The sequence below is a fragment of the Shewanella salipaludis genome (assembly GCF_012911865.1).
Taxonomy (GTDB): Bacteria; Pseudomonadota; Gammaproteobacteria; order Enterobacterales; family Shewanellaceae; genus Shewanella; species Shewanella salipaludis.
Genome location: NZ_JAAXYH010000007.1, coordinates 22,354 through 42,263 on the forward strand (window position 1 = coordinate 22,354; position 19,910 = coordinate 42,263).

Annotated in this window: 14 protein-coding genes and 1 riboswitch; of the genes, 7 read left to right on the forward strand and 7 right to left on the reverse strand. The window is 59.0% G+C overall.

Annotated features, from left to right (window positions below; genetic code table 11):
* Positions 1-251: 251 nt before the first annotated feature.
* On the reverse strand, positions 252-1,550 hold the full coding sequence (locus tag HC757_RS10910; RefSeq protein WP_169564409.1) for a DEAD/DEAH box helicase: 1,299 nt from the start codon (positions 1,548-1,550) through the stop codon (positions 252-254).
* A 461-nt stretch (positions 1,551-2,011) separates the two neighbouring features.
* Here HC757_RS10910 and HC757_RS10915 point away from each other — a divergent pair, with 461 nt between their 5' ends.
* Both HC757_RS10915 and nhaC read left to right on the forward strand, forming a co-directional pair.
* Positions 2,012-3,577, forward strand: a complete 1,566-nt coding sequence (locus HC757_RS10915; RefSeq protein ID WP_169564410.1) for a S8 family serine peptidase — start codon at positions 2,012-2,014, stop codon at positions 3,575-3,577.
* A gap of 378 nt (positions 3,578-3,955) precedes the next feature.
* The gene (gene nhaC / locus HC757_RS10920; RefSeq protein WP_169564411.1) at positions 3,956-5,470 is read left to right on the forward strand and encodes a Na+/H+ antiporter NhaC; all 1,515 of its coding nucleotides are present in this window, start codon (positions 3,956-3,958) and stop codon (positions 5,468-5,470) included.
* 88 nt (positions 5,471-5,558) lie between these two features.
* Here nhaC and HC757_RS10925 read toward each other — a convergent pair whose 3' ends face one another.
* From HC757_RS10925 to HC757_RS10935, 3 genes are all read right to left on the reverse strand, one after another.
* Complete coding sequence (locus HC757_RS10925; protein ID WP_169564412.1) at positions 5,559-6,887, reverse strand: NAD(P)/FAD-dependent oxidoreductase; 1,329 nt, start codon at positions 6,885-6,887, stop codon at positions 5,559-5,561.
* A gap of 71 nt (positions 6,888-6,958) precedes the next feature.
* Complete coding sequence (locus HC757_RS10930) at positions 6,959-7,525, reverse strand: GNAT family N-acetyltransferase (protein ID WP_169564413.1); 567 nt, start codon at positions 7,523-7,525, stop codon at positions 6,959-6,961.
* Positions 7,526-7,713: 188 nt separating this feature from the next.
* A complete protein-coding gene (locus HC757_RS10935; RefSeq protein ID WP_169564554.1) occupies positions 7,714-9,501 on the reverse strand; it encodes an aminopeptidase P family protein in 1,788 nt (595 codons plus the stop codon).
* Between the two features lie 378 nt (positions 9,502-9,879).
* On the opposite strand from HC757_RS10935, the gene HC757_RS10940 reads away from it, so the two are divergent.
* The 3 genes from HC757_RS10940 to HC757_RS10950 all read left to right on the forward strand — a co-directional run bounded on the left by HC757_RS10940 (position 9,880) and on the right by HC757_RS10950 (position 15,930).
* On the forward strand, positions 9,880-11,109 hold the full coding sequence (locus HC757_RS10940; RefSeq protein WP_169564414.1) for a M24 family metallopeptidase: 1,230 nt from the start codon (positions 9,880-9,882) through the stop codon (positions 11,107-11,109).
* A gap of 267 nt (positions 11,110-11,376) precedes the next feature.
* Positions 11,377-11,460, forward strand: a riboswitch (cyclic di-GMP riboswitch).
* 96 nt (positions 11,461-11,556) lie between these two features.
* On the forward strand, positions 11,557-14,148 hold the full coding sequence (locus tag HC757_RS10945; protein WP_169564415.1) for a glycosyl hydrolase family 18 protein: 2,592 nt from the start codon (positions 11,557-11,559) through the stop codon (positions 14,146-14,148).
* 81 nt (positions 14,149-14,229) lie between these two features.
* A complete protein-coding gene (locus tag HC757_RS10950) occupies positions 14,230-15,930 on the forward strand; it encodes a glycoside hydrolase family 19 protein (RefSeq protein ID WP_169564416.1) in 1,701 nt (566 codons plus the stop codon).
* Positions 15,931-16,008: 78 nt separating this feature from the next.
* On the opposite strand, the gene bamJ is transcribed toward HC757_RS10950, so the two are convergent.
* Positions 16,009-16,482, reverse strand: coding sequence for a BamJ family beta-barrel-assembly machinery protein (gene bamJ, locus HC757_RS10955; RefSeq protein ID WP_169564417.1), 474 nt, complete (start codon positions 16,480-16,482; stop codon positions 16,009-16,011).
* 150 nt (positions 16,483-16,632) lie between these two features.
* Between bamJ and HC757_RS10960 the strand changes: the two genes are divergently transcribed.
* Complete coding sequence (locus HC757_RS10960) at positions 16,633-17,943, forward strand: short-chain fatty acid transporter (protein WP_169564555.1); 1,311 nt, start codon at positions 16,633-16,635, stop codon at positions 17,941-17,943.
* A 22-nt stretch (positions 17,944-17,965) separates the two neighbouring features.
* Here the strand turns inward: HC757_RS10960 and HC757_RS10965 are convergent, their stop codons facing one another.
* Entirely contained in the window at positions 17,966-18,508 is a 543-nt protein-coding gene (locus HC757_RS10965) for an HPP family protein (protein WP_169564418.1), read from the reverse strand.
* A gap of 271 nt (positions 18,509-18,779) precedes the next feature.
* Between HC757_RS10965 and HC757_RS10970 the strand changes: the two genes are divergently transcribed.
* Positions 18,780-19,409: a TetR/AcrR family transcriptional regulator gene (locus HC757_RS10970; protein WP_169564419.1), complete on the forward strand. Its 630-nt coding sequence runs from the start codon at positions 18,780-18,782 to the stop codon at positions 19,407-19,409.
* A gap of 97 nt (positions 19,410-19,506) precedes the next feature.
* Here HC757_RS10970 and HC757_RS10975 read toward each other — a convergent pair whose 3' ends face one another.
* Complete coding sequence (locus HC757_RS10975; protein WP_169564420.1) at positions 19,507-19,878, reverse strand: DUF1294 domain-containing protein; 372 nt, start codon at positions 19,876-19,878, stop codon at positions 19,507-19,509.
* Between the last annotated feature and the right edge of the window lie 32 nt (positions 19,879-19,910).

Consider the following 19,910-nt stretch of genomic DNA (forward strand, 5'->3'; position numbering starts at 1 on the left):
CGGCGCGGCGCCGCTAGTTTAGCAAAATGTGCTGGATAACTGTCTAATCATTTTGAGCTTTTGCTGTGGCAATGGTTGCAGCCAATGTTGCAACCAAGGTAGCGGCAAGTGTAATGACAGGAACCCGGCCGTGCTGCTGAACCTGGGGCCTGGCTTGGCATTGATTTCATCGATAGGGAATGGCGTCGGCCGGTTTGAAGACGTCAGCGGGGAGCATAAAACGGGGCCGCAGCCCCGTGTGCCGAGTGTCGTTATTTGATCTTCTTCAGTCTGGTCTGGGTGGTCTTGCCTAGCTTGACCCTGCGGCCCTGCATATTCTTCTCGGCTATCACCTGGGCACCTGCGTTGTCGCCGCGCTCTTGCTTCTTGGCGAAGCTGCGGCGTTTCTGCAATTGCTTGAGCAGTAAATCCCGGTTACCCACTTCATACCCGGGCACAGTCACCCGGCGAATTTTCTGACCTATTAACTTCTCGATATCGGCCAGGGTGCGTTCTTCCTCACGGCTGACAAAAGAGATCGCCACCCCTGTCTTGCCGGCACGGCCGGTACGGCCTATGCGGTGGACATAGTCTTCGGCGAGGAAAGGCAAGTCGTAGTTGACCACATACTCCAGCCCCTGGATATCCAGGCCGCGGGCGGCCACTTCGGTGGCAACCAGTACCCGCATCTTGCCTTCGACAAATTCGCGCAAGGCCCGACGGCGACTGCCCTGGGCCTTCTCGCCATGGACCACTGCGGAAGGTATGCCGTCGAGATTCAGTTCTTTCACCAGCTCATCGGCCGCATCACGGGTGGCGGTAAACACCAGCACCTGGCGCCAGTTCTTGGTGCCGATAAGCTCGGACAGGAGTTCGCGCTTGCGGCGCTGCTCCACCGGATAGACAACCTGGCTGACGGTTGCCGCGGCGGTGTTTTGCTTGTCGACGCTGATCACCTTGGGCTTGACCAGCATCTCGTTGGCGAGTTGCTTCACCGAGCTGGAGAAGGTGGCCGAGAACAGCAGGTTCTGGCGGTTTTTATTTACCGCCTGGAGGATCTTCTGGATGTCGGCACTGAAGCCCATGTCCAACATGCGGTCGGCCTCGTCCAGCACCAGGAAGTCGACACTGGACAGGCTGAGGTTACAGGCGGTGAGATGCTCCAACAGGCGTCCCGGGGTGGCGACTATCACATCGGCACCGCGTTTGAGTTTTTGCGCCTGGGTATCGAGCTTGACGCCGCCATAGATGGTCAGCACGCTGAAGTCCAAATACTGGCTGTAGGCACTGATGTTGTCGGCCACCTGGGAAGCGAGCTCGCGGGTCGGGGTGAGGATCAGCGCACGGGCATTGGAGTTCTGTACTTCGCGTGGATTCTCGACCATCTTCTGCAGTATTGGCAGGGCGAAGGCGGCAGTCTTGCCCGTACCCGTCTGGGCACTGGCCAGCACGTCCTGGCCGCGGCGAATGGCCGGTATGGCTTGTTGCTGAATGGGCGTCATGTCCTGATAACCGCAATCTGAGATAGCGCGCAAAATCTCGGGTGAAAAACTAAAAGATTCAAATCTCATCTTGGGTTCCTGTGCTTGACTCATGCTAACAACTCAGCGTCTGTGGTTAAGGCTGGCTCAACCTATGTATTTGGCCTGCTACTGCCCAGCGCTTAGTCTCTAGTTTACCCTAAGCTACCCGGCGCAACATAAAAATGGCGGCCGCGGAGTATAGCAAATTTTCTGCCTAAAACCTGCTCTTTTATCCCTAAGCCGAAAAAGTGTGCGCCCCTGTGTTTGCGGCCGCTAACGGGGCAAATGCCCCAGTGAGGGCGATTAGGATTTTAAGGTATGGCTTACGGTAAATGTGTCAACATTGTTTCATTTGTTAATTACTTGTTATATTGATTTTCCTGTGTTAATTTCTGACCGCCTGAGTACCTGACACAGCATCACAGAATGTGACATAAGAAGCAGTAATAAGCTGCTATGGTCTGAGGTGTGGTTTTTATTTTAAATAACAATAATATGGAGCAAGCAGAATGAAATTAACCAAGGTCGCAAGTGCACTCTTAGCCCTGTCTGTCGGCGTCATCGCCACTGCCGAGGCGGCGGATGACAGGTACGTTATTCAAGTGGACAATGGTCATAAGGGAGTGGTCAAGGCGCTGGCAAAGAAATTAGGGGCTCAGCTGCATGTGGACGGTGACGGTTTCATCGCCGCAACCTTCAGCGGTAAAGATCTGGCTCAGGTGAAAGGCCTGTTGAATAACCCGCACGTCAAGGCAGTAGAAGCCGATGAGCGTCGTATGCCCATGTCACTGTTCAGCGATGATGCCGGTGATCCAATGACACAGCAGGTTACTCCTTACGCAGTGTACCAATCTCAAGCCAACCAGGTTAACTTCAATGCCAGTGCCGGCATGAAGGTCTGCGTCATAGACTCTGGCCTGGATAGCTCAAACCCGGATTTCGACTGGAATAACATCACTGGCGACAACGATTCCGGTACGGGTAACTGGTTCGAACACGGCGGCCCACACGGCACCCACGTCGCAGGTACCATAGGTGCTGCGGATAACAACGTCGGCGTGATCGGCATGGCGCCCGGTGTTGCCATGCACATAGTCAAGGTATTCAACGAAGCAGGTTGGGGCTACTCCTCAGATCTGGCGCTCGCCGCCAGCAAGTGTAGTGCCGCAGGTGCCAACATCATCAGCATGAGCCTGGGTGGTGGCGGTGCCAACAACACAGAAAAGAATGCCTTCGATGCCTTCACCGCCGCCGGTGGCCTGGTGGTTGCTGCTGCCGGTAACGATGGCAACAACGTACGTTCATACCCTGCTGGTTATCCTTCAGTGATGATGATTGGCGCCAACGATGCCGACAATCACATCGCCGATTTCTCTCAATTCCCCAGCTGTAAGAGCGGCCGCGGCAAGAGAGCGACCGATGACGAGACTATCTGTGTCGAAGTCACCGCCGGTGGTGTAGACACTCTGTCGACTTACCCTGCGGGTCTGGCAACCGTGCCAAGCCTGTCTGCCGATGGCGTCACTTATGCGTCTTCAGCCATGGAAAATGTGGGTTCTGCATCCGGCAGCACTTACTTCATGGGCACCGCCGAAGCGGTAGATGCGGGTGCCAACGGTAAGGTTTGTGTCATCGACCGTGGTGTGATTTCCTTCCATGACAAGGTGCTGAACTGTGAAAACTCGGGCGGTGTCGGTGCCATCATCATCAACAATGCCGCCGGCATGTTGTATGCCACTCTGGGTGACACCAATGTCACCAGCATCCCTGCCGTGGGCGCGGCGCTGGAAGACAGAACTGCGCTGCTGGCTGCGTCTGCTGCCGTGGTTGACATAGTCGGCGCCGATTATGGCTACATGAGCGGTACTTCCATGGCGACGCCTGCCGTCTCTGGTATGGCGGCATTGGTTTGGTCTAACCATTCAGAATGTACCGGCACCGACATACGCAACGCCTTCAAGGCCACGGCCATGGATGCGGGAGCTGCGGGTAAAGACGATTACTTCGGTTACGGCATAGTCAATGCCGCCGCGGCGAACGCTTACCTGACGACTTACGGTTGCTCAGGTAACTAACAGTCATCGACGCGAAATGCGGTAGATTTTTTTAAGCCATCTAGATGGCAAAGTTGAGGCCGGCAGCAATGCCGGCTTTTTTATGCCTGCCGAACTGGCACGTCGCATTCTTGTAAATGAAATCAAGCTTATGTGGGAGCTTGGTCTGCCCGGATTGCCACATGAGTACTCGCCAATTTTCGTGCCTGCGCTTCCCTGTCGCCGCCTGTTAATGCCGAATTTGCCCTCAGGAGAGGCCCCGGCCGACATTAGATGGTCGACTTTCACTGGCTTTCTATGTCAGGATGCTGGCTCGGGTTACATGTTTTAAACATGTTTTACCTTCTGGCTACAAGCAGCAAAGCTAAAAATTATAAGAAAGATTATAGGAAGCACCTCATGTCACAACATAAACCTGCGACCCTGTTAGACGCACTGATCCCCATCCTGGCGCTGATTAGCATGTTGATCGCCTCAGTGTATCTCTTTTCATCCGACAGCTCTTCGGGAGCCAACCAGATAGCCCTTATCCTGGCGGCCTGTATCGCGATCGTCATAGGGGTCAAGAATGGTTACTCCTGGGCCGAGATGGAGCAGGGCATAGTCCGCAGTATCGGGGTCGCGACCGGGGCCCTGTTGATCCTCTTCAGCGTCGGCTCTCTGATAGGGACCTGGATCCTCGCCGGCACTGTGCCCACCATGATCTATTACGGCATGCAGATCCTCAATCCGGATTATTTTTATGCCGCCTGTTGCTTGCTGTGCGCCGTGGTCGCCCTGAGTATCGGCAGCTCCTGGACAGTTGCCGGCACCCTGGGTATCGCCCTCATAGGCATTTCCCAGGCCATGGGACTGAATATCGAGATGACTGCCGGCGCCATCATAAGTGGGGCCTATTTCGGCGATAAGATGTCGCCCATGTCAGATACCACCAACTTGGCCCCTGCCGTTGCCGGAACAGATATCTTCAGTCATATCAAGCATATGACCTGGACAACCATCCCCAGCATACTGCTGGCGCTGCTGGGTTTCCTCTTCCTTGGCCTGCGTGGTTCGGCCCGTGAGGTGCAGACAGATCTCGACGTCACCCTGAGCCTGCTCGAGCAAAATTACCATCCGGGACCGGAGTTGCTGCTGCCCTTGTTGGTGGTATTGTTCCTGGCCTATAAGAAGATGCCGGCATTCCCGACCGTGATTCTGGGAACCCTGGCGGGGGCCGTTTGCGCCGTGCTATTCCAGTTCGACGGCATACTGAGCTTCGTCAACGACGACAGCCTGCTGCCGGCGGTCGCCTTGATCAAAGGCATTTGGATCGCCATGTTCGATGGCTACACGGCCAATACCGGCGACAAGGTGCTCGATAGCCTGCTGAGCCGGGGTGGCATGGGCAGCATGGTCAATACCGTCTGGTTGATCCTCTGCGCCATGGCCTTCGGCGGTGTAATGGAAGTGACAGGGCTGCTTGGGCGCATATTGAAGAGTATTCTCAAGCTGGTGACCGGCAGTGGCAGTCTTATCATCACCACCCTGGGCTGCTGCATAGGCGCCAACATCATCACAGCGGATCAGTTTATCGCCATAGTCTTGCCCGGGCGCATGTTGAAGCTCGAATATACCAAGCGTGGCCTGGCACCCGTCAATCTGAGCCGGGCGCTGGAAGATTCGGCCACCCTCACCAGTCCGCTGGTGCCCTGGAACACCTGTGGTGCCTACATGAGCAGCACCCTTGGGGTCGCAACCCTGGCGTATCTGCCCTTCGCCTTCTTCAACCTTATCTGCCCCCTGATCAGTGCCGCCTATGCTTATTTCAACATCAAGATAAAGATGTTGCCCGTGGGAGAGGCTGACGCCGAGCTTGTCATGGATAACGCCACCGAGGTCGATGGCCAAAGCAAGCGCGAGGCGCTGGCTTAAACCTTGGCTTGATATGCTATCCGACAAGAGGGCCAGCTAAGCTGGCCCTCTTTTTGTGTGCGTGTGTTTGCGTTTGTGGGTCAAGCCCTTAGCCCAGTCTGTCCTTCAGCCAGCCGTAGTGATAATAGCCCCATTGCCCCAGGCGTCTGGCGCCGGCGAAGGGGAACTGTGGCAGCGGCTGACGATACAGAGGCAAGTCCGGCACCGCCTGGCCCGCAATTGTCTGTGCCAGGCGATAGGCGGCCTGGGCGCTGAAAGACACCCCGGCACCGCAATAACCCAGGCTGTAAGCCACCCCCTGAGTGCCATATACATGGGGCATGTCATCCAATGCGGCGGCTATCCAGCCGGTCCAGTTATATTCCACCGCCTTGTGGGCCAACGCCGGGAAGCAGAGATCCAGCGCCTGTTTCAGCCTGGCACCATACTTGGGATTGGCGGCATCCTTGCCCCAGACGGCGCCGCGGCCGCCGAACAGCAGCCTGTTGTCCGGCAGCAGGCGGTAGTAGTACTTGAGAATGCGGGTGTCCATGGTCACCTGGTGGGTCTTGAAGCCTGAGGCCGCGAGCTCCTCTGCGGTTAAGGGCGCAGTGACTATCACATTGCTCAGTATCGGCAGGTATTTGTTGTCCAGCCGCGGGTTGAAGCGTTTTGGGGTATAGGCGTTGCCGGCACAGACGACCCGCTTGGCCAGCAACTCGCCCGAGTCGGTTATCAGTCTGTGATTGCCCGGCTCTTCCAGCCATTCCAGCACACAGGAGCGCTCCGACAGGCCTATGCCCTTGGCCAGCAGCAGTTCCTTGTAGCCCAGCAAGAGTTTCAGCGGATTGACTCCGAAACCATCCTTGAGGCGCAGGGCGCCATAGGCCTGGTGGTGATCCATGTAATTGGCGCGAAAATCCGCGCCCGAGATAAACTCGGCATCGTCGCCGAAATGACTGGCGATGAAACCTGCTGCGGCCTCAAGTTGACCCAGGGCCTTGGCATTGTGGGCCACCTTGAGGTAGCCCTTCTCCTGCGGCTCACAGTCTATCTTGTTGCGGCCGATGAGGTCGTCCACCCTGGCGACCGCCTGGGTAAATTCCTGATAGATGCCCTTGGCGGTGGCGAGATCCCAGCGCTTGGCCATCTGGGCATAGCCCAGCCTGCCCGAGCCCTTGAGCACGAAGCCGGCGTTGCGGCCACTGGCGCCGAAGCCGACCTGATTGGCCTCCAGCACCCGACAGTCGAGGCTGAATTCTGTCGCCAGATAGTAGGCGGTCAACAGCCCGGTGAAACCGCCCCCTATGATGGCGACATCACAGCTGTGGTTGCCGCTGAGTGCGGCCTGGGCGGGGGGCAAATCGACGCCGGATGCCCAGTAGGATTGAGGCCAATCTTGCTGAGCCGGGTAAGCATTCACTAGGGGATCGTACATAGGGGTCCTTGCTTGGCGTTGTAGGTTGGAAAAGGTCGGGGAGCGTCTGGATAAGCCATGCAGGCTATTGCCTAGCGGCCGAATTCGAGCAACATTTCCACCGCGGTGCAGTGGCAATCGTCACCACAGCGAACACAGACATAATCCGGGTTATCCAGGGCCTGATTCCAGCGGCTGGGGTGTTCTTTGATCAAGCGCCCGCCGGCCTTGGTGAAGTAGCGCACCGCGGCGTTATTGGGGCTTTCCTTCCACAGTTGCGTCACGCCGGCCTCGGCCCCCTGAGACATTGCCGCCGCGATCGAGGCCGCCAGCAGGCGCCCCCCCAGGCCCTGACCGCGGGCCGCGGGTGCCAGGGTGTTGGACTTGAAATAACACACCCGCTCGGGCGCTATGCCCCATGATTCGGGGCTGCACCAGGGGTCCAATTGCCATTGTCCCGGCGCATAGGTGAGACGAAAACCGATCAGCGCCTCATCATAGTCCCCGGTCGTGGCGACGAAGCTGGCGTTGACCCCATGCTTGATACCCTGATGGTATATCTTGTCGAGTTCGGCCAGTGTCATATAGCCGGCGCCGTGTACCAGTTCGCCCAGGGCTATGACCCGGTCGAAATCACCCGGGGAGAGGGGACGTATCATAAATTCGCCTGTTAATCTTATGTGTGAAAAAAGTTGCATCAATCCAGGTCAAGATAACATACACAGACAAACTAAAACCAGCGACGCCACGGGCTATTCTCCCTAAACAGTCGCTTTGGGATACAAAAAATCAGGGCCTCGAATGAGGCCCTGAAGGGGGTGCCTGTGGCTCTGGCTTTCAACCGGCCTTAGATGGCCTGGGTCGCCCTTTCCAGCCAGGCCAGCTCGGCGCCCGTCATCAGCGGCGCCAGGGTCGCCAACACTCTGGCGTGGTAGTGGTTAAACCAGTCGATTTCTGTCTGGGTCAGCAATGCCTTGTCTATCAGGCGCGCATCCATGGGGATCAGCGTCAGGGCGTCGAATTCATACATCTCCCGCTCGGCACCCGCGAGTGCCGCGCAGTGCTGAATGGCCACCAGGTTTTCCAGGCGGATGCCGAAGCCATCGGCGCGGTAGTAGCCAGGCTCGTTCGACACCACCATGCCTGGCAGCAGGGCGACGCCGTTGGTGTTCTTGCCTATGCGCTGCGGCCCCTCGTGGACATTGAGGAAGTGACCCACGCCATGGCCCGTGCCGTGATCATAGTCGAAGCCATGTTGCCACAGATATTGGCGGGCGAAGGCATCCAGCTGTTGGCCCGTGGTGCCCTTGGGAAAGCGTGCGCTATCCAGGGCTATGTGCCCCTTGAGCACCAGGGTGACCATCTTACGTTGCTCGGCGGTGACTTGGCCTATGGCCAAGGTGCGGGTCACGTCTGTGGTGCCGTCCAGATACTGGGCACCCGAGTCCACCAGATAGATGCTGTTCATCGTCATCCGCGCCGGGGTGCCATTGTTATGGTTGTAATGGCACATGGCGGCGTTGGCACCGACGGCCGAGATGGTATCGAAGCTGGGCTCGCGGTAGAGGGGATCTTGCAGGCGGAAGCTTTCCAGTTTGTCGGCCAGGGTGGCCTCGTCATGCATCTTCCCTGCGTCGACTTCGGCATCGAGCCAAGCGAGAAAACGGCTGACGGCCACCCCGTCACGCACGTGGCAGGCACGCATGCCGGCCAGCTCGGCGGCATTCTTCTGTGCCTTGGGCAGGGCGACGGGATCCAGACCCGCAACCAACTTGGCCCCGGCGGCGCGGGCCGTCAGTTGGGACCAGGCGTTGGCGGCGTTGGGATCGGCCAGCAGTTTCACGCCATCCAAGGCACTCAGTGCCGCCTCGAGCTCACTCTCGGCCTTGAAGTCCACCCCTGGACCCACATGGTCGAGTGTCCCCCTCGGCAGTTTATTCAAGTCGGTGAAGAGTGTCATGTCGCCGTTGGCACTGAGCAGGGCGGAACCCAAGATCACCGGCAGGCGCGGCACATCGCTGCCACGCAGATTCAGCAACCAGCAGAATGAATCCAATGCGGCTATCAGCGCCACTTCGGCGCCGGCTTTCGCTATGGCGGCGCCTATCTCGGTGCGCTTTTGCAGGCTGCTCTTGCCGGCGCCATCGGTGTCGAAGAGGATCGCCGGGGCCGTTGTGAGTTGCGGCCTGTCTTGCCAGTGGATATCTATCGGATTCTCAGCCAGGGACACCAGGCTCATGTCGGCCTTGGTCAGCTCGGCATCGGCTTGCTCGAACCAGGCCAGGGTATGCAGCCTGGCATCCACGCCTATCTTGCTGCCGGCGCCGAGGGTCTCGGTCAACCAGGGGATCTGCGGCACTTCGTGCAGGCTGAGGTAATCGAACTGGCTGGCATCGACCTGCTGGCGAACCTGTACCGTGTAGCGGCCATCGATGAAGATAGCCGCGCTGTCTTTCAATACTATGGCCATGCCGGCCGAGCCGCTGAAGCCTGTGGCCCAATGCAGGCGTTCGTTGCGCTCCGGCACATATTCGCCCAGGTATTCATCGGCGCGGGGAATGATGAAGGCGTCGAGATCGGCTTTGGCCATCTCGCTGCGAATGGCGGCCAGACGCGAGGCGATGGTTTGTGACATAGCTTGTGGCATAACTTGTGACATAGGGGAGAGGCTCCTGAGGTCGCTGGCTTTGGCCTGGGGCACGCCAGTAATTATGTTGGTCTCGCCGCCTGGCTCGATCGCTGCCCCAAAAGCAGCGCAGGGGATGCCTGACGGTAAAATGTGCCCCGATTATCGCAAGGCGCGGGCAAGTTAAGCAAGGCAAGGACGGATGAAAAAAATCGACGTTGGTCGCTTTTGCGTGCCGTCCCCGTCGACGCTCCTCTTTTATAGTCTATTCTCGCTGTTTTGTATACTGTATCCCAATTATCGTGCTAGAGTCATACACAGTGATTTTTAGCCGTTAAGACCCAGCGCCGGCGGCCGGCAGGGGATGGACATTCGAAGGAGGCAAGTATGACTTTAGGTGTAGGTGGTGCCGATGCGGCCCAGGAATTAGCCAGACTGGCGGATATGACGGCGGGCGTCGAAGCCATTTCCAGGGATGAGTTTGCCCGGCGGCTAACACGGGCCCAGGCCCTGATGCAGGCGCAGGGCATAGCCGCGATTTACCTCAATGCCGGCACCAGTCTCTACTATTTCACCGGCACCCCTTGGTATGCCAGTGAGCGCATGGTGGGCGCCATCCTGCCCGCCCGGGGGGCGCTGGAGTACATAGCGCCGGCCTTCGAATTGGCTACCCTGGAAGGCTTCATGGAAATCAGCGGCCGGGTCAATACCTGGCACGAAGACGAGAGCCCCTATGTCCTGTTCGCCTCTGTGCTGCAACGCCTGGGCATAGGCTCGGCCATGAGCAACGTCAGGATAGGCATAGACGAAGCCACGGCCTTCTTCATCTTCGACGGCCTGCGTCAAGCCTGTCCGGGAGTCAGTTTTGTCGATGCCAAGCCCGTGATCTCAGGATGCCGTATGTTCAAGTCTGCGGCCGAGCTGGCGCTGTTGCAGAGGGCGAAGGATATGACGTTGGCGGTGCATAAGGCGGCGGCGCGCATCCTGAGAGTCGGGATCACCACCGCCGAGGTGGAAGCTTTCATCCACCAGGCCCATAAGGCGGTCGGGGCCCCTAAAGGGTCCTCTTTCTGCATAGTGCTGTTCGGCGAAGACAGCGCCTATCCCCATGGCGTCAAGTCGCCCAAGGCGCTGGAACTCAACGACATGGTATTGATAGATACGGGTTGCCGCCTGCAGGGTTACAACTCGGATATTACCCGCACCTATGTGTTCGGTGAGCCGAATGAGCGTCAGCGGCAGCTATGGCAACTGGAGCAGGCGGCGCAATTGGCAGGCTTCGAAGCGGCCCGGATTGGCGCCAGCTGTGCCAGTGTCGATGCCGCGGCGCGCAGCGTGCTTGAGAACGCCGGTTTCGGTCCGGGTTACCGGGTGCCTGGCTTGCCCCACAGGACGGGGCATGGCGTGGGACTGGACATACATGAATGGCCCTATCTGGTGTTGAACGATGACACGCCACTGGCGCCCGGCATGTGTTTCAGCAATGAGCCCATGCTATGTGTGCCGGGGGAATTCGGGGTGCGCCATGAAGATCATTTCTATCTGACTGAGGATGGCCCGGTATGGTTTACCCGGCCGGCTCATTCGATCGACGATCCCTTCGGTTATCAGGCCTGATAGACGCCTGCCGGCGCCGACCCGTTCCAGCCTGGGTCGGCGCCGCTTTAGCTGGCGCTTGCCGCTTAACGGCTTGTTTATCCAGGTGCTTATTGGCCGTCATCAGTCATTCGATTAAATGTTATGGCGTCCCGTAAAGTCTGCATTTTTTATCTTTACTATCAAAAACTTCGAACAAATGATAATAAAATGTTGCAAAGCCTTTGCGCTTGAGCCTATGCTTACATCCGACAATGACAACGTTGTCATTGTCGGGAAAAAATAAGAAAAAGGGAAAGGCAAACCAATCTAAAGGTTGGGACGCAAAGCCTCCGGTCTAAGGGCAATGCCTAGGATAGCGGGGACACCGCAGGATCTTTGTCATGTTTGTTGGTTGTCTGGCATCAGTTGTTTTCCTGTTCGCTTTGTTTGCCTTATTGAATTCAAGCTCGCAATAAGGACACCGAAATGTTTAAAACAACTCTGTCTGTTTCCGCACTCCTGGTCGCAGGTGTATGTGCCGGTCAGGCGCATGCCGCCTTGCCTGGCAAGCCGACCCTGGCCTGGGGCGAAACCAAGTTCGCCATCATAGAAGTCGACCAGGCCGCCACGGCCTACAACCAATTGGTGACAGTCAAGGATGCCGCCGATGTGTCGGTCAGCTGGAGCCTGTGGAGCGGCGACTCGGGTGACATGGCCAAGGTATTGCTCGACGGCGTCGAGGTCTGGCAGGGACCGGCGAGCGCCTCGGGCACGGCGAACTTCAAGGTCAACAAGGGCGGCCGCTACCAGATGCGGGTCGCCCTCTGCAATGCCGAGGGCTGCAGTGCCAGCGATGCCAAAGAAATCCTGGTCGCCGATACCGATGGCAGCCACCTGGCGCCACTGAACAGCCCATTACAGGAAAATAACCGCCCCTACGCCAACAAGTCCGGCAAAGTGGTCGGCAGTTACTTCGTCGAGTGGGGGGTCTATGGCCGCAAGTTTCCGGTCGACAAGATCCCGGCACAAAACCTGACTCACATTCTCTACGGCTTCACCCCCATCTGCGGCGGCGATGGCATCAACGACAGCCTCAAGGAAATCGAAGGCAGCTTCCAGGCACTGCAGCGCGCCTGTGCCGGCCGGGAAGATTTCAAGGTGGCTATCCACGATCCCTGGGCCGCGCTGCAGATGCCCCAGTCAGGGGTGAGTGACTATTCGGATCCCTACAAGGGCAACTTCGGTCAGCTGATGGCGTTGAAACAGGCCCATCCCGAGCTGAAGATCTTGCCCTCGGTCGGTGGCTGGACCCTGTCCGATCCCTTCTACTTCCTCGGCGACAAGACCAAGCGTGACACCTTCGTCGCCTCGGTGAAGGAGTTTCTCAAGACCTGGAAATTCTTCGACGGGGTCGATATCGACTGGGAGTTCCCCGGCGGTCAGGGCGCCAATCCGGCGCTCGGCAATGAAAGCGACGGCGCCACCTATGTGCTGCTGATGCAGGAACTGCGGGCCATGCTCGATGAACTCGGCAGCGAGACGGGCCGCAGCTATGAGCTGACCTCGGCCATCAGCGCCGGCGATGACAAGATAGCCAAGGTGGATTACCGGGCGGCGCAGCAATACATGGATTACCTCTTCCTGATGAGCTACGACTTCAACGGCGCCTGGAGCAATACCGAGCTGGGGCACCAAACCAACTTGTATGAGGCGAGCTGGGACTCCAATACCCGTTACACCGCGGACAAGGGGGTACAGCTGCTGCTGGCCCAGGGCGTGACGCCGGGCAAAATCGTCGTCGGCACCGCCATGTACGGCCGTGGCTGGAGCGGGGTACAGGATTACCAGGCGGGCAATCCCTTCACAGGTACCGCCACAGGCCCGGTCAAAGGCACCTGGGAGAATGGCGTCGTCGATTATCGCCAGATAGCCCTGGAATACATGTCATCTGGCTGGGAATATGCCTATGACGCGGCCGCCGAGGCCCCCTATGTGTTCAAGGCCTCGACCGGGGATCTCATCAGTTTCGATGATGCCAGATCGGCCAAGGCCAAGGGTCAGTATGTGCTGAGCAACCAACTGGGCGGCCTGTTCGCCTGGGAAATAGACGCGGATAATGGCGACATTCTCAACGCCATGCATGAAGGTCTGGGCCATGGTGAAGGCACCACGCCGCCGGCGAACAAGGCGCCGATAGCCAATGCCGGCAGCGATGTGAATGTCACGGGGCCCGCCGGCGTGACTCTGGATGCCTCTGGGTCCAGGGATCCCGAAGGCGAGGCGCTGAGCTACCTTTGGGCCCAAGTGTCGGGCCCGGCGCTGAGCCTGCAAAATGCCGACATGATGCAGGCCAGCCTCAACCTGGATGCGACCACGAGCGACGTCGGCTATGAGTTCAGCGTGACTGTGACAGATCCCCAAGGCCTGTCGGCGACCGACACTCTGCGGCTGACCAACAAGGCAGCTACGGCCAACAGGGCGCCGAGCGTGACCCTGGCCGGCAGCTACAGCGCGCATCCAGGCGACAGCGTCAGCCTGATAGCCAGTGGCAGCGATCCCGACGGCGATGCCCTGATCTACAGCTGGGCAGTGCCGGCAGGGGTGAGTGCCACAGGGCAGGGCAGTGCGACCCTGGTGGTAACGGCCCCGGCCGTGACCGAGGCGACGAACTACTCCCTGAGGGTGACGGTTTCCGACGGCGCCCTGGATGCCGACGCCACGACCGTGCTGACAGTGATGCCACCGAGCGGCGGCTGCAACGCCACGGATCCCGATGCGGCTAACTATCCAGCCTGGTCCGGGTCGCAGATCTACAACGCCAATGAGCTGGTGAGTCATAACCAGCTGGTGTGGAAGGCCAAATACTGGACTCAGGGTAACGAACCTTCGGTCACTGCGGATCAGTGGGCGCTGCAGAGCCAGGTGGAGCTGGGCTGGAATGCCGCTGTGGCCTACCTGGGTGGCGACAAGACCAGCCATAACGGCCGGATGTGGCAAGCCAGTTACTGGACCAAGGGCGATGAGCCGGGTGTCGCGTCTGTATGGGTCGATGTCGGGCCTGCCCAGAGCTGCCCCTGAGCCTAGGGCTCCTTTTGTTCCATGAGTCCGGCAGCCGGTTCTCCATACCAGGAGAGCCGGCTGACATACAAGGAGAGTAAGATGAAATTATCGACAATAGCCGGCCTGACGGCGGGCCTGGCTTTGAGCTGCCAGTCTTTGGGCGGGCAAGCCCATGGCGCCGAAGCCGTGCATTTCAGCGCGGCCGAGATAGCGGCCATAGAAGCCGGATTAACCGACTTTCCGCTGATGCGGGCGGTCAAGGCCTCGATAGCCACCCGCGACAATGCCGAGGTCGAGGCCGTGGTGCCCGGGCGGGCGGACAACCCTGCCAATGTTAAACGCATCGAAGCCATAGTCAGCAACGCCGACTTCGAGTATCTGTTTCCCGCCAGGGCGCCCGAGTACAGCTACCCTGGCCTGTTGCAGGCGGCGGCCAAGTTCCCGGCCCTGTGCAGCGACTACGACGATGGCCGCGACGCCGAGGCCATCTGCCGCAAGTCATTGGCCACCATGTTTGCCCACTTCGCCCAGGAAACCGGCGCCCACGACAAGTGGCGCAGCGAACCCGAATGGCGCCAGGGGCTGCATTGGGTGCGGGAGGTGGGCTGGACCGAGGCCTCCCGCGGCGGCTATAACATGGAGTGCAACCCAGGCAGCTGGCAGGCCGAGGCCTGGCCCTGCGGCACCTTCGCCAACGGCGAATACAAGAGCTACTTCGGCCGCGGTGCCAAGCAGCTGTCTTATAACTATAATTACGGGCCTTTCTCCGAGGCCATGTTCGGCACTGTACGCACCCTGCTCGACAGCCCCGAGCTGGTGGCCGACACCTGGCTGAACCTCGCCAGCGCCGTGTTCTTCTTCACCTATCCCCAGCCGCCCAAGCCGTCCATGCTGCATGTGATAGATGGCACCTGGCAGCCCAATGCCCAGGATATTCAGAGCGGTCTGCTGCCGGGATTCGGGGTGACGACCCAGATAATCAACGGCGGCATAGAATGCAACCAAGGGACGGAGAAGCCGCAGTCGCTCAATCGCATGAGCTATTATCTGGCCCATGCCCAGAACCTGGGGGTGCCGGTGGCGGCCGATGAAGTGCTTGGCTGCAAGGACATGAAGGCCTTCGCCGCCGGTGGTGCCGGTGCGATGAACATCTTCTGGGAGCAGGATTGGGCCTATATTCCCGGCAATCCCAACGGCGGCAAGAGTTACGCCTGTAAGCTGGTGGGTTACCAGACGCGTTACAGCGCTTTGAAGGCGGGCGACTATGGCCGCTGCGTGCAGCACTTCTTCCCCGAAGTGGTGATCGAGGATGACAGCGGCGGCGGTGCGAATCTGCCGCCCGTGGCCCTGATCCAGGGGCCGAGCACCGCCGATGCGGGGACGAGCCTGGTACTGTCGGCGCAGCAGTCGAGCGATCCCGAAGGCACTCCGTTGACTTACCTCTGGCAGCTGCCGGCGGGCGTCAGTGGCGACAGTCTGAGCCTGAGTCGCATCAGCCTCACTCTGCCTGCGTCCGAGCAAGATCTCACCCTGAGCATAGGCCTGAGGGTGACAGACGCCGCCGGTGCCAGTCACAGCACCATGCATTCACTGGCGCTCAGGGGCAGTGGTGGTGGGGACGGCGGCACTTATCCTGCCTATGTCGCCGGCACTCGGTACCTGGCCGGTGACAGGGTCAGCGCGATCGGTGGCAATTATGAGTGCAAGCCCTATCCCTACTCGGGCTGGTGCAGCGCGGCCGCCTGGGCCTATGGACCGGGCACGGGTTCGGCCTGGCAGGACGCCTGGTTAAGGCTCTGAGGCCAAAAACAACCCAAAAAAATGAGGCAGCCATGGCTGCCTCATTGTTTATGTCTCAAGTCCGGATAGCGGCGGAGATTAGGGATTGATGTCCAGCAGTTCGACGTCGAACACCAGCACCGAGCCGCCCTCTATCTTCCCCGTGCTGCGGTTGCCATAGGCCAGTTCGCTGGGGATGAAGAAGCGCATCTTGTCGCCCACCACCATCAGCTGCAGTCCTTCGGTCCAGCCCTTGATCACCCGGTTGAGCGGGAAGGCGATAGGTTCGCCGCGCTCGACCGAGCTGTCAAACACAGTGCCGTCGATCAGTGTGCCGTGATAATGCACTTTGACTGTGTCGCTGGCCTTGGGATGTTCGCTGCCGCCGCCCTGTTGCAGTAACAGGTACTGCAAGCCGGAAGGGGTCTGGATGACACCGGATTTGGTCTTATTCATCGCCAGAAACTCACTGCCCAGGCGGATATTTTCCTGGGCGACCTTTTGGCTGTTCATCGAGGTGAAGAAATAAAAAATCACTCCGGCGATGACCAATACTGCGAGTAACATTTTCATAAAGCAGGCATCCGTGTTAGGTTTTTCGTTATCTTATCAGCTCTTTGTGGCGGCTGGCTATCGGCCTGTGACTCTTGGCTTCCCCCTTGGGTTGGGGCCGTGGCTGGGAGGCCGCTGCCCTGAAAATAATAAAGCTAGTCGAGGAAGATGATGTTAAATCGCGCCGCTAAACCTCTGGTCAAATTGGTCGACAGATACCTGCCCGATCCCTACGTCTTGGTGCTCCTGCTCACCCTGATAGTGTTTCTCGCCGCCATGTTGACCCAGGACAAGACACCGCTGGCGGTCATCGACTACTGGGGCCAGGGCTTCTGGGGCCTGCTGAGTTTCTCTATGCAGATGCTGCTGGTGCTGGTCTGTGGCTTCATGCTCGCCAGCACCCCCCTGGTCAAACGCGCCCTGGACTCGACGGCGGCGCTGGCGCGCTCACCGGCCCAGGCGATACTCATGGTGACCCTGGTTTCCCTGGCCGCCAGCTGGCTCAATTGGGGCTTCGGTCTGGTGGTTGGCGCCCTGTTCGCCAAGGCGCTGGCCCGCAGCGTCAGGGTCGACTATCGGCTGCTGGTGGCCAGTGCCTATTCCGGCTTCCTCATCTGGCATGGTGGTTTGGCGGGTTCCATCCCCCTGACCATAGCCACGGAGGGGCACTTCGCCCAGGCACAGATAGGCATAATAGACACGAGCCAGACGATCTTTTCCGGCTTCAACCTGCTGTTGGTATTGGTGCTGGTGCTGGTGGTGCCCTTGATTAACTGGGCCATGTTGCCCAAGGCCGAAGACAGTGTGTATGTGGATCCCCGGCTGTTGGCTGAAACCGACACCCGCGTCATGGAAAGGCAACGGCCGGCGGATTACCTGGAACATAGCCGCTTGCTGGCCATGCCTGTGGGCCTGGCCGGACTCGGCTATCTGGGGTATTACTTTCTGGTGCAGGGCGGTGGCCTCAACCTCAATATAGTCAACGCCTTATTCCTATTCCTCGCCATAGTATTGCACCAGACGCCGCGCAGCTTGCTGACCAGCCTCGAACAGGCGATCAAGGGCGGCGCCGGGATAGTGATCCAGTTTCCCTTCTATGCCGGCATCATGGCCGTGATGGTGCAATCCGGCTTGGCCCAGAGCATGTCTGCCGCCTTCGTGTCCCTGGCCAGTGCCGACAGCCTGCCATTCTGGAGTTTCATCAGTGCCGGTCTGGTCAATCTCTTCGTGCCTTCGGGTGGCGGTCAGTGGGCGGTACAGGCGCCTGTGATGTTGCCGGCGGCCCAGGCATTGGGTGCCGATGTGCCCAGGGTCGCCATGGCGGTCGCCTGGGGGGATGCCTGGACCAATCTTATTCAGCCCTTCTGGGCCTTGCCCGTGTTGGCCATCGCCGGACTCAGGGCCCGCGACATCATGGGCTATTGCCTGATGCAGCTGCTGATCACCGGCGGGATCATCGCCGCCGCCCTTAGCTGGTTTTAGCCTGTCAGCGCCGGCTCAGGCATCAGGTGTTCGGCTCGGAGACGGAGGCCTCTATCCGGGACTCGGGCGAGACTTTGGCCTTTTTTCTGGCTCTGGAAAGCGGGTAGGCATGGCCACAGATGAGATTATGGTAGACCCAGCCCACGGCCAGGATCAGCAGTGCGCCACAGGCGACAGGGTCGAGCACGAAGCCCCAACCCGGCGCCGTGAGCATCACCAACAAGGGATTGGCACCGGCAGGGGGATGCAGGGTCCCGGTGAGCATCATGAGTGTTAGTGCCAGGCCGACCCCCAAGCCCAGGGTCAGTGGCGATACCCCTAAGCAGCTCAGGACGCTGAGCCCGACCAGGGTCGTCAATACATGGCCGAAGAAGATATTTTTGGGTTGGGCCAGGGGACTGTCCGGCAGCCCGAATAAGATCACCATGCTGGCGCCGAAGGGGGCCATCAGCCATAGGCTGCTGTCTTGTATCCTGTCCAAGGCGGCGAGTATTGTGATGCATAACATGGCACCGCCGCCTGCTAACAGGGCGGCCTTGAGTGCTTGTCGCGATAGCGTTGGCATTGTCTTATCCTCTGGTGATGGGGCCAATCCTGGCCATGATGTTGTTGTGTCTATTTCACTTTAACAAGGTAGACAGACTTGTCTACCTTGGCGAAGTTTAGCAACAGTAGACCGAGTTGTCTACCCATGTTAAGCTGGCCCCAAGCTTGGCGGCTTTCCCCTGTGTCATGTTCGGGATAGCCGGGAGGATGGCGATAGGGAATGCCGGGGCCGCAATCAGGCCATGGCTTGGATTTGCAGCCGATATTTGTGATTGAGTGGGGTAATAGAGATGTCGCTAGCGGTGGTGGGAATAGGCCAGGAGCAAGGCCAGGATAAGCGGCAGCAGCTGGTTGCGGCCGCCTTTCGGCTGTTTTATGTCCACAGCATTCATGGCATAGGTATCAACCAAATATTGCAGGAGTCCGGGATCGCCAAGAAGACCCTGTATCATCATTTTTCCGGCAAGGATGAGTTGATCGAGGCCGTGGTGTCCTACCGCCACCAGGTCTTTTACCTCTGGCTCAGCGAGCGGATGCAGGCGGCCACAGCCGGCTTGGCGGCCATAGAGGCCATGTTTACCGCCCTGGATGACTGGTTTAATGACAGGGTGCCTTGCCTGCATGATTTTCGTGGTTGCTTCTTCATCAACAGTTGCGCCGAATTCACCGATGCCGGGCATCCTGTGCATAAGCTCTGCGTGGCCCATAAGGACAGCATCATAGGGCTCATAGGCGAGCAGGTAACCAGTCTGGGGTTGGCGCGCGAGGCCGGCCTGGAACTGACCGAAGCCTTGGGACTGCTCAAGGAAGGGGCTATCGTCAGTGCCCAGTTGCGGGATAAAACGGCGGCACTGCGGGCCCGCTCGCTGGCAAAGGCCCTGGTGCAGGGCTATTTGGCCCGGCAGGCCGGAGGGGAATAACCCAGATTCGGGCTGGCGCAGGCATTGGCCCTGGCCCTAGCTTTGACTCAGACACTGGCACAGACACAGACACAGACACTGGCATTAGAGCAGGCGCTTAGGCTGGGTTCACTGTACCCGTCAGGTAAAGCAGGGCATATAGCAGCAAGAGATTGGCGGCGACACTGAGCCAGAACATCAGTCTGAAGCTTAGCTTGAGGGACTTATGGCGCAATAGCTGACTGGCGAGCAAGGCCCCGGGCCAGCCGCCACAGAGCGCCAGCAGGTGCAGGCTGCTCTCCTGGGTGCGCCAGGCATCGCGTTTGGCGGCGGACTTGTCCCAGGCATACACCAGGAAAGTCACCAGGCTGAGCAGCGCATAGCTCCAGAGGAAATAGGATGGCAGCCTGCCTGCCAGTGTCAGCACCAGCAACAGGCCGAGGAAGCCCAGCGCTAGCAACAGGCTGGCAAAGCGTTTGTTATTCTTCATCTAAATGCCCTCTATACATGCAGCGCCTGCGA

Bases quoted from the DNA above. Each gene is read 5' to 3' on its own strand.
- HC757_RS10970 (WP_169564419.1), top strand. From the start codon at position 18,780: ATGTCGCTAGCGGTGGTGGGAATAGGCCAGGAGCAAGGCCAGGATAAG.
- HC757_RS10945 (WP_169564415.1), top strand. From the start codon at position 11,557: ATGTTTAAAACAACTCTGTCTGTTTCCGCACTCCTGGTCGCAGGTGTA.
- HC757_RS10960 (WP_169564555.1), top strand. From the start codon at position 16,633: ATGTTAAATCGCGCCGCTAAACCTCTGGTCAAATTGGTCGACAGATAC.
- HC757_RS10930 (WP_169564413.1), bottom strand. From the start codon at position 7,525: ATGATACGTCCCCTCTCCCCGGGTGATTTCGACCGGGTCATAGCCCTG.
- nhaC (WP_169564411.1), top strand. From the start codon at position 3,956: ATGTCACAACATAAACCTGCGACCCTGTTAGACGCACTGATCCCCATC.
- HC757_RS10940 (WP_169564414.1), top strand. From the start codon at position 9,880: ATGACTTTAGGTGTAGGTGGTGCCGATGCGGCCCAGGAATTAGCCAGA.
- HC757_RS10910 (WP_169564409.1), bottom strand. From the start codon at position 1,550: ATGAGATTTGAATCTTTTAGTTTTTCACCCGAGATTTTGCGCGCTATC.
- bamJ (WP_169564417.1), bottom strand. From the start codon at position 16,482: ATGAAAATGTTACTCGCAGTATTGGTCATCGCCGGAGTGATTTTTTAT.
- HC757_RS10975 (WP_169564420.1), bottom strand. From the start codon at position 19,878: ATGAAGAATAACAAACGCTTTGCCAGCCTGTTGCTAGCGCTGGGCTTC.
- HC757_RS10915 (WP_169564410.1), top strand. From the start codon at position 2,012: ATGAAATTAACCAAGGTCGCAAGTGCACTCTTAGCCCTGTCTGTCGGC.
- HC757_RS10965 (WP_169564418.1), bottom strand. From the start codon at position 18,508: ATGCCAACGCTATCGCGACAAGCACTCAAGGCCGCCCTGTTAGCAGGC.
- HC757_RS10925 (WP_169564412.1), bottom strand. From the start codon at position 6,887: ATGTACGATCCCCTAGTGAATGCTTACCCGGCTCAGCAAGATTGGCCT.
- HC757_RS10935 (WP_169564554.1), bottom strand. From the start codon at position 9,501: ATGTCACAAACCATCGCCTCGCGTCTGGCCGCCATTCGCAGCGAGATG.
- HC757_RS10950 (WP_169564416.1), top strand. From the start codon at position 14,230: ATGAAATTATCGACAATAGCCGGCCTGACGGCGGGCCTGGCTTTGAGC.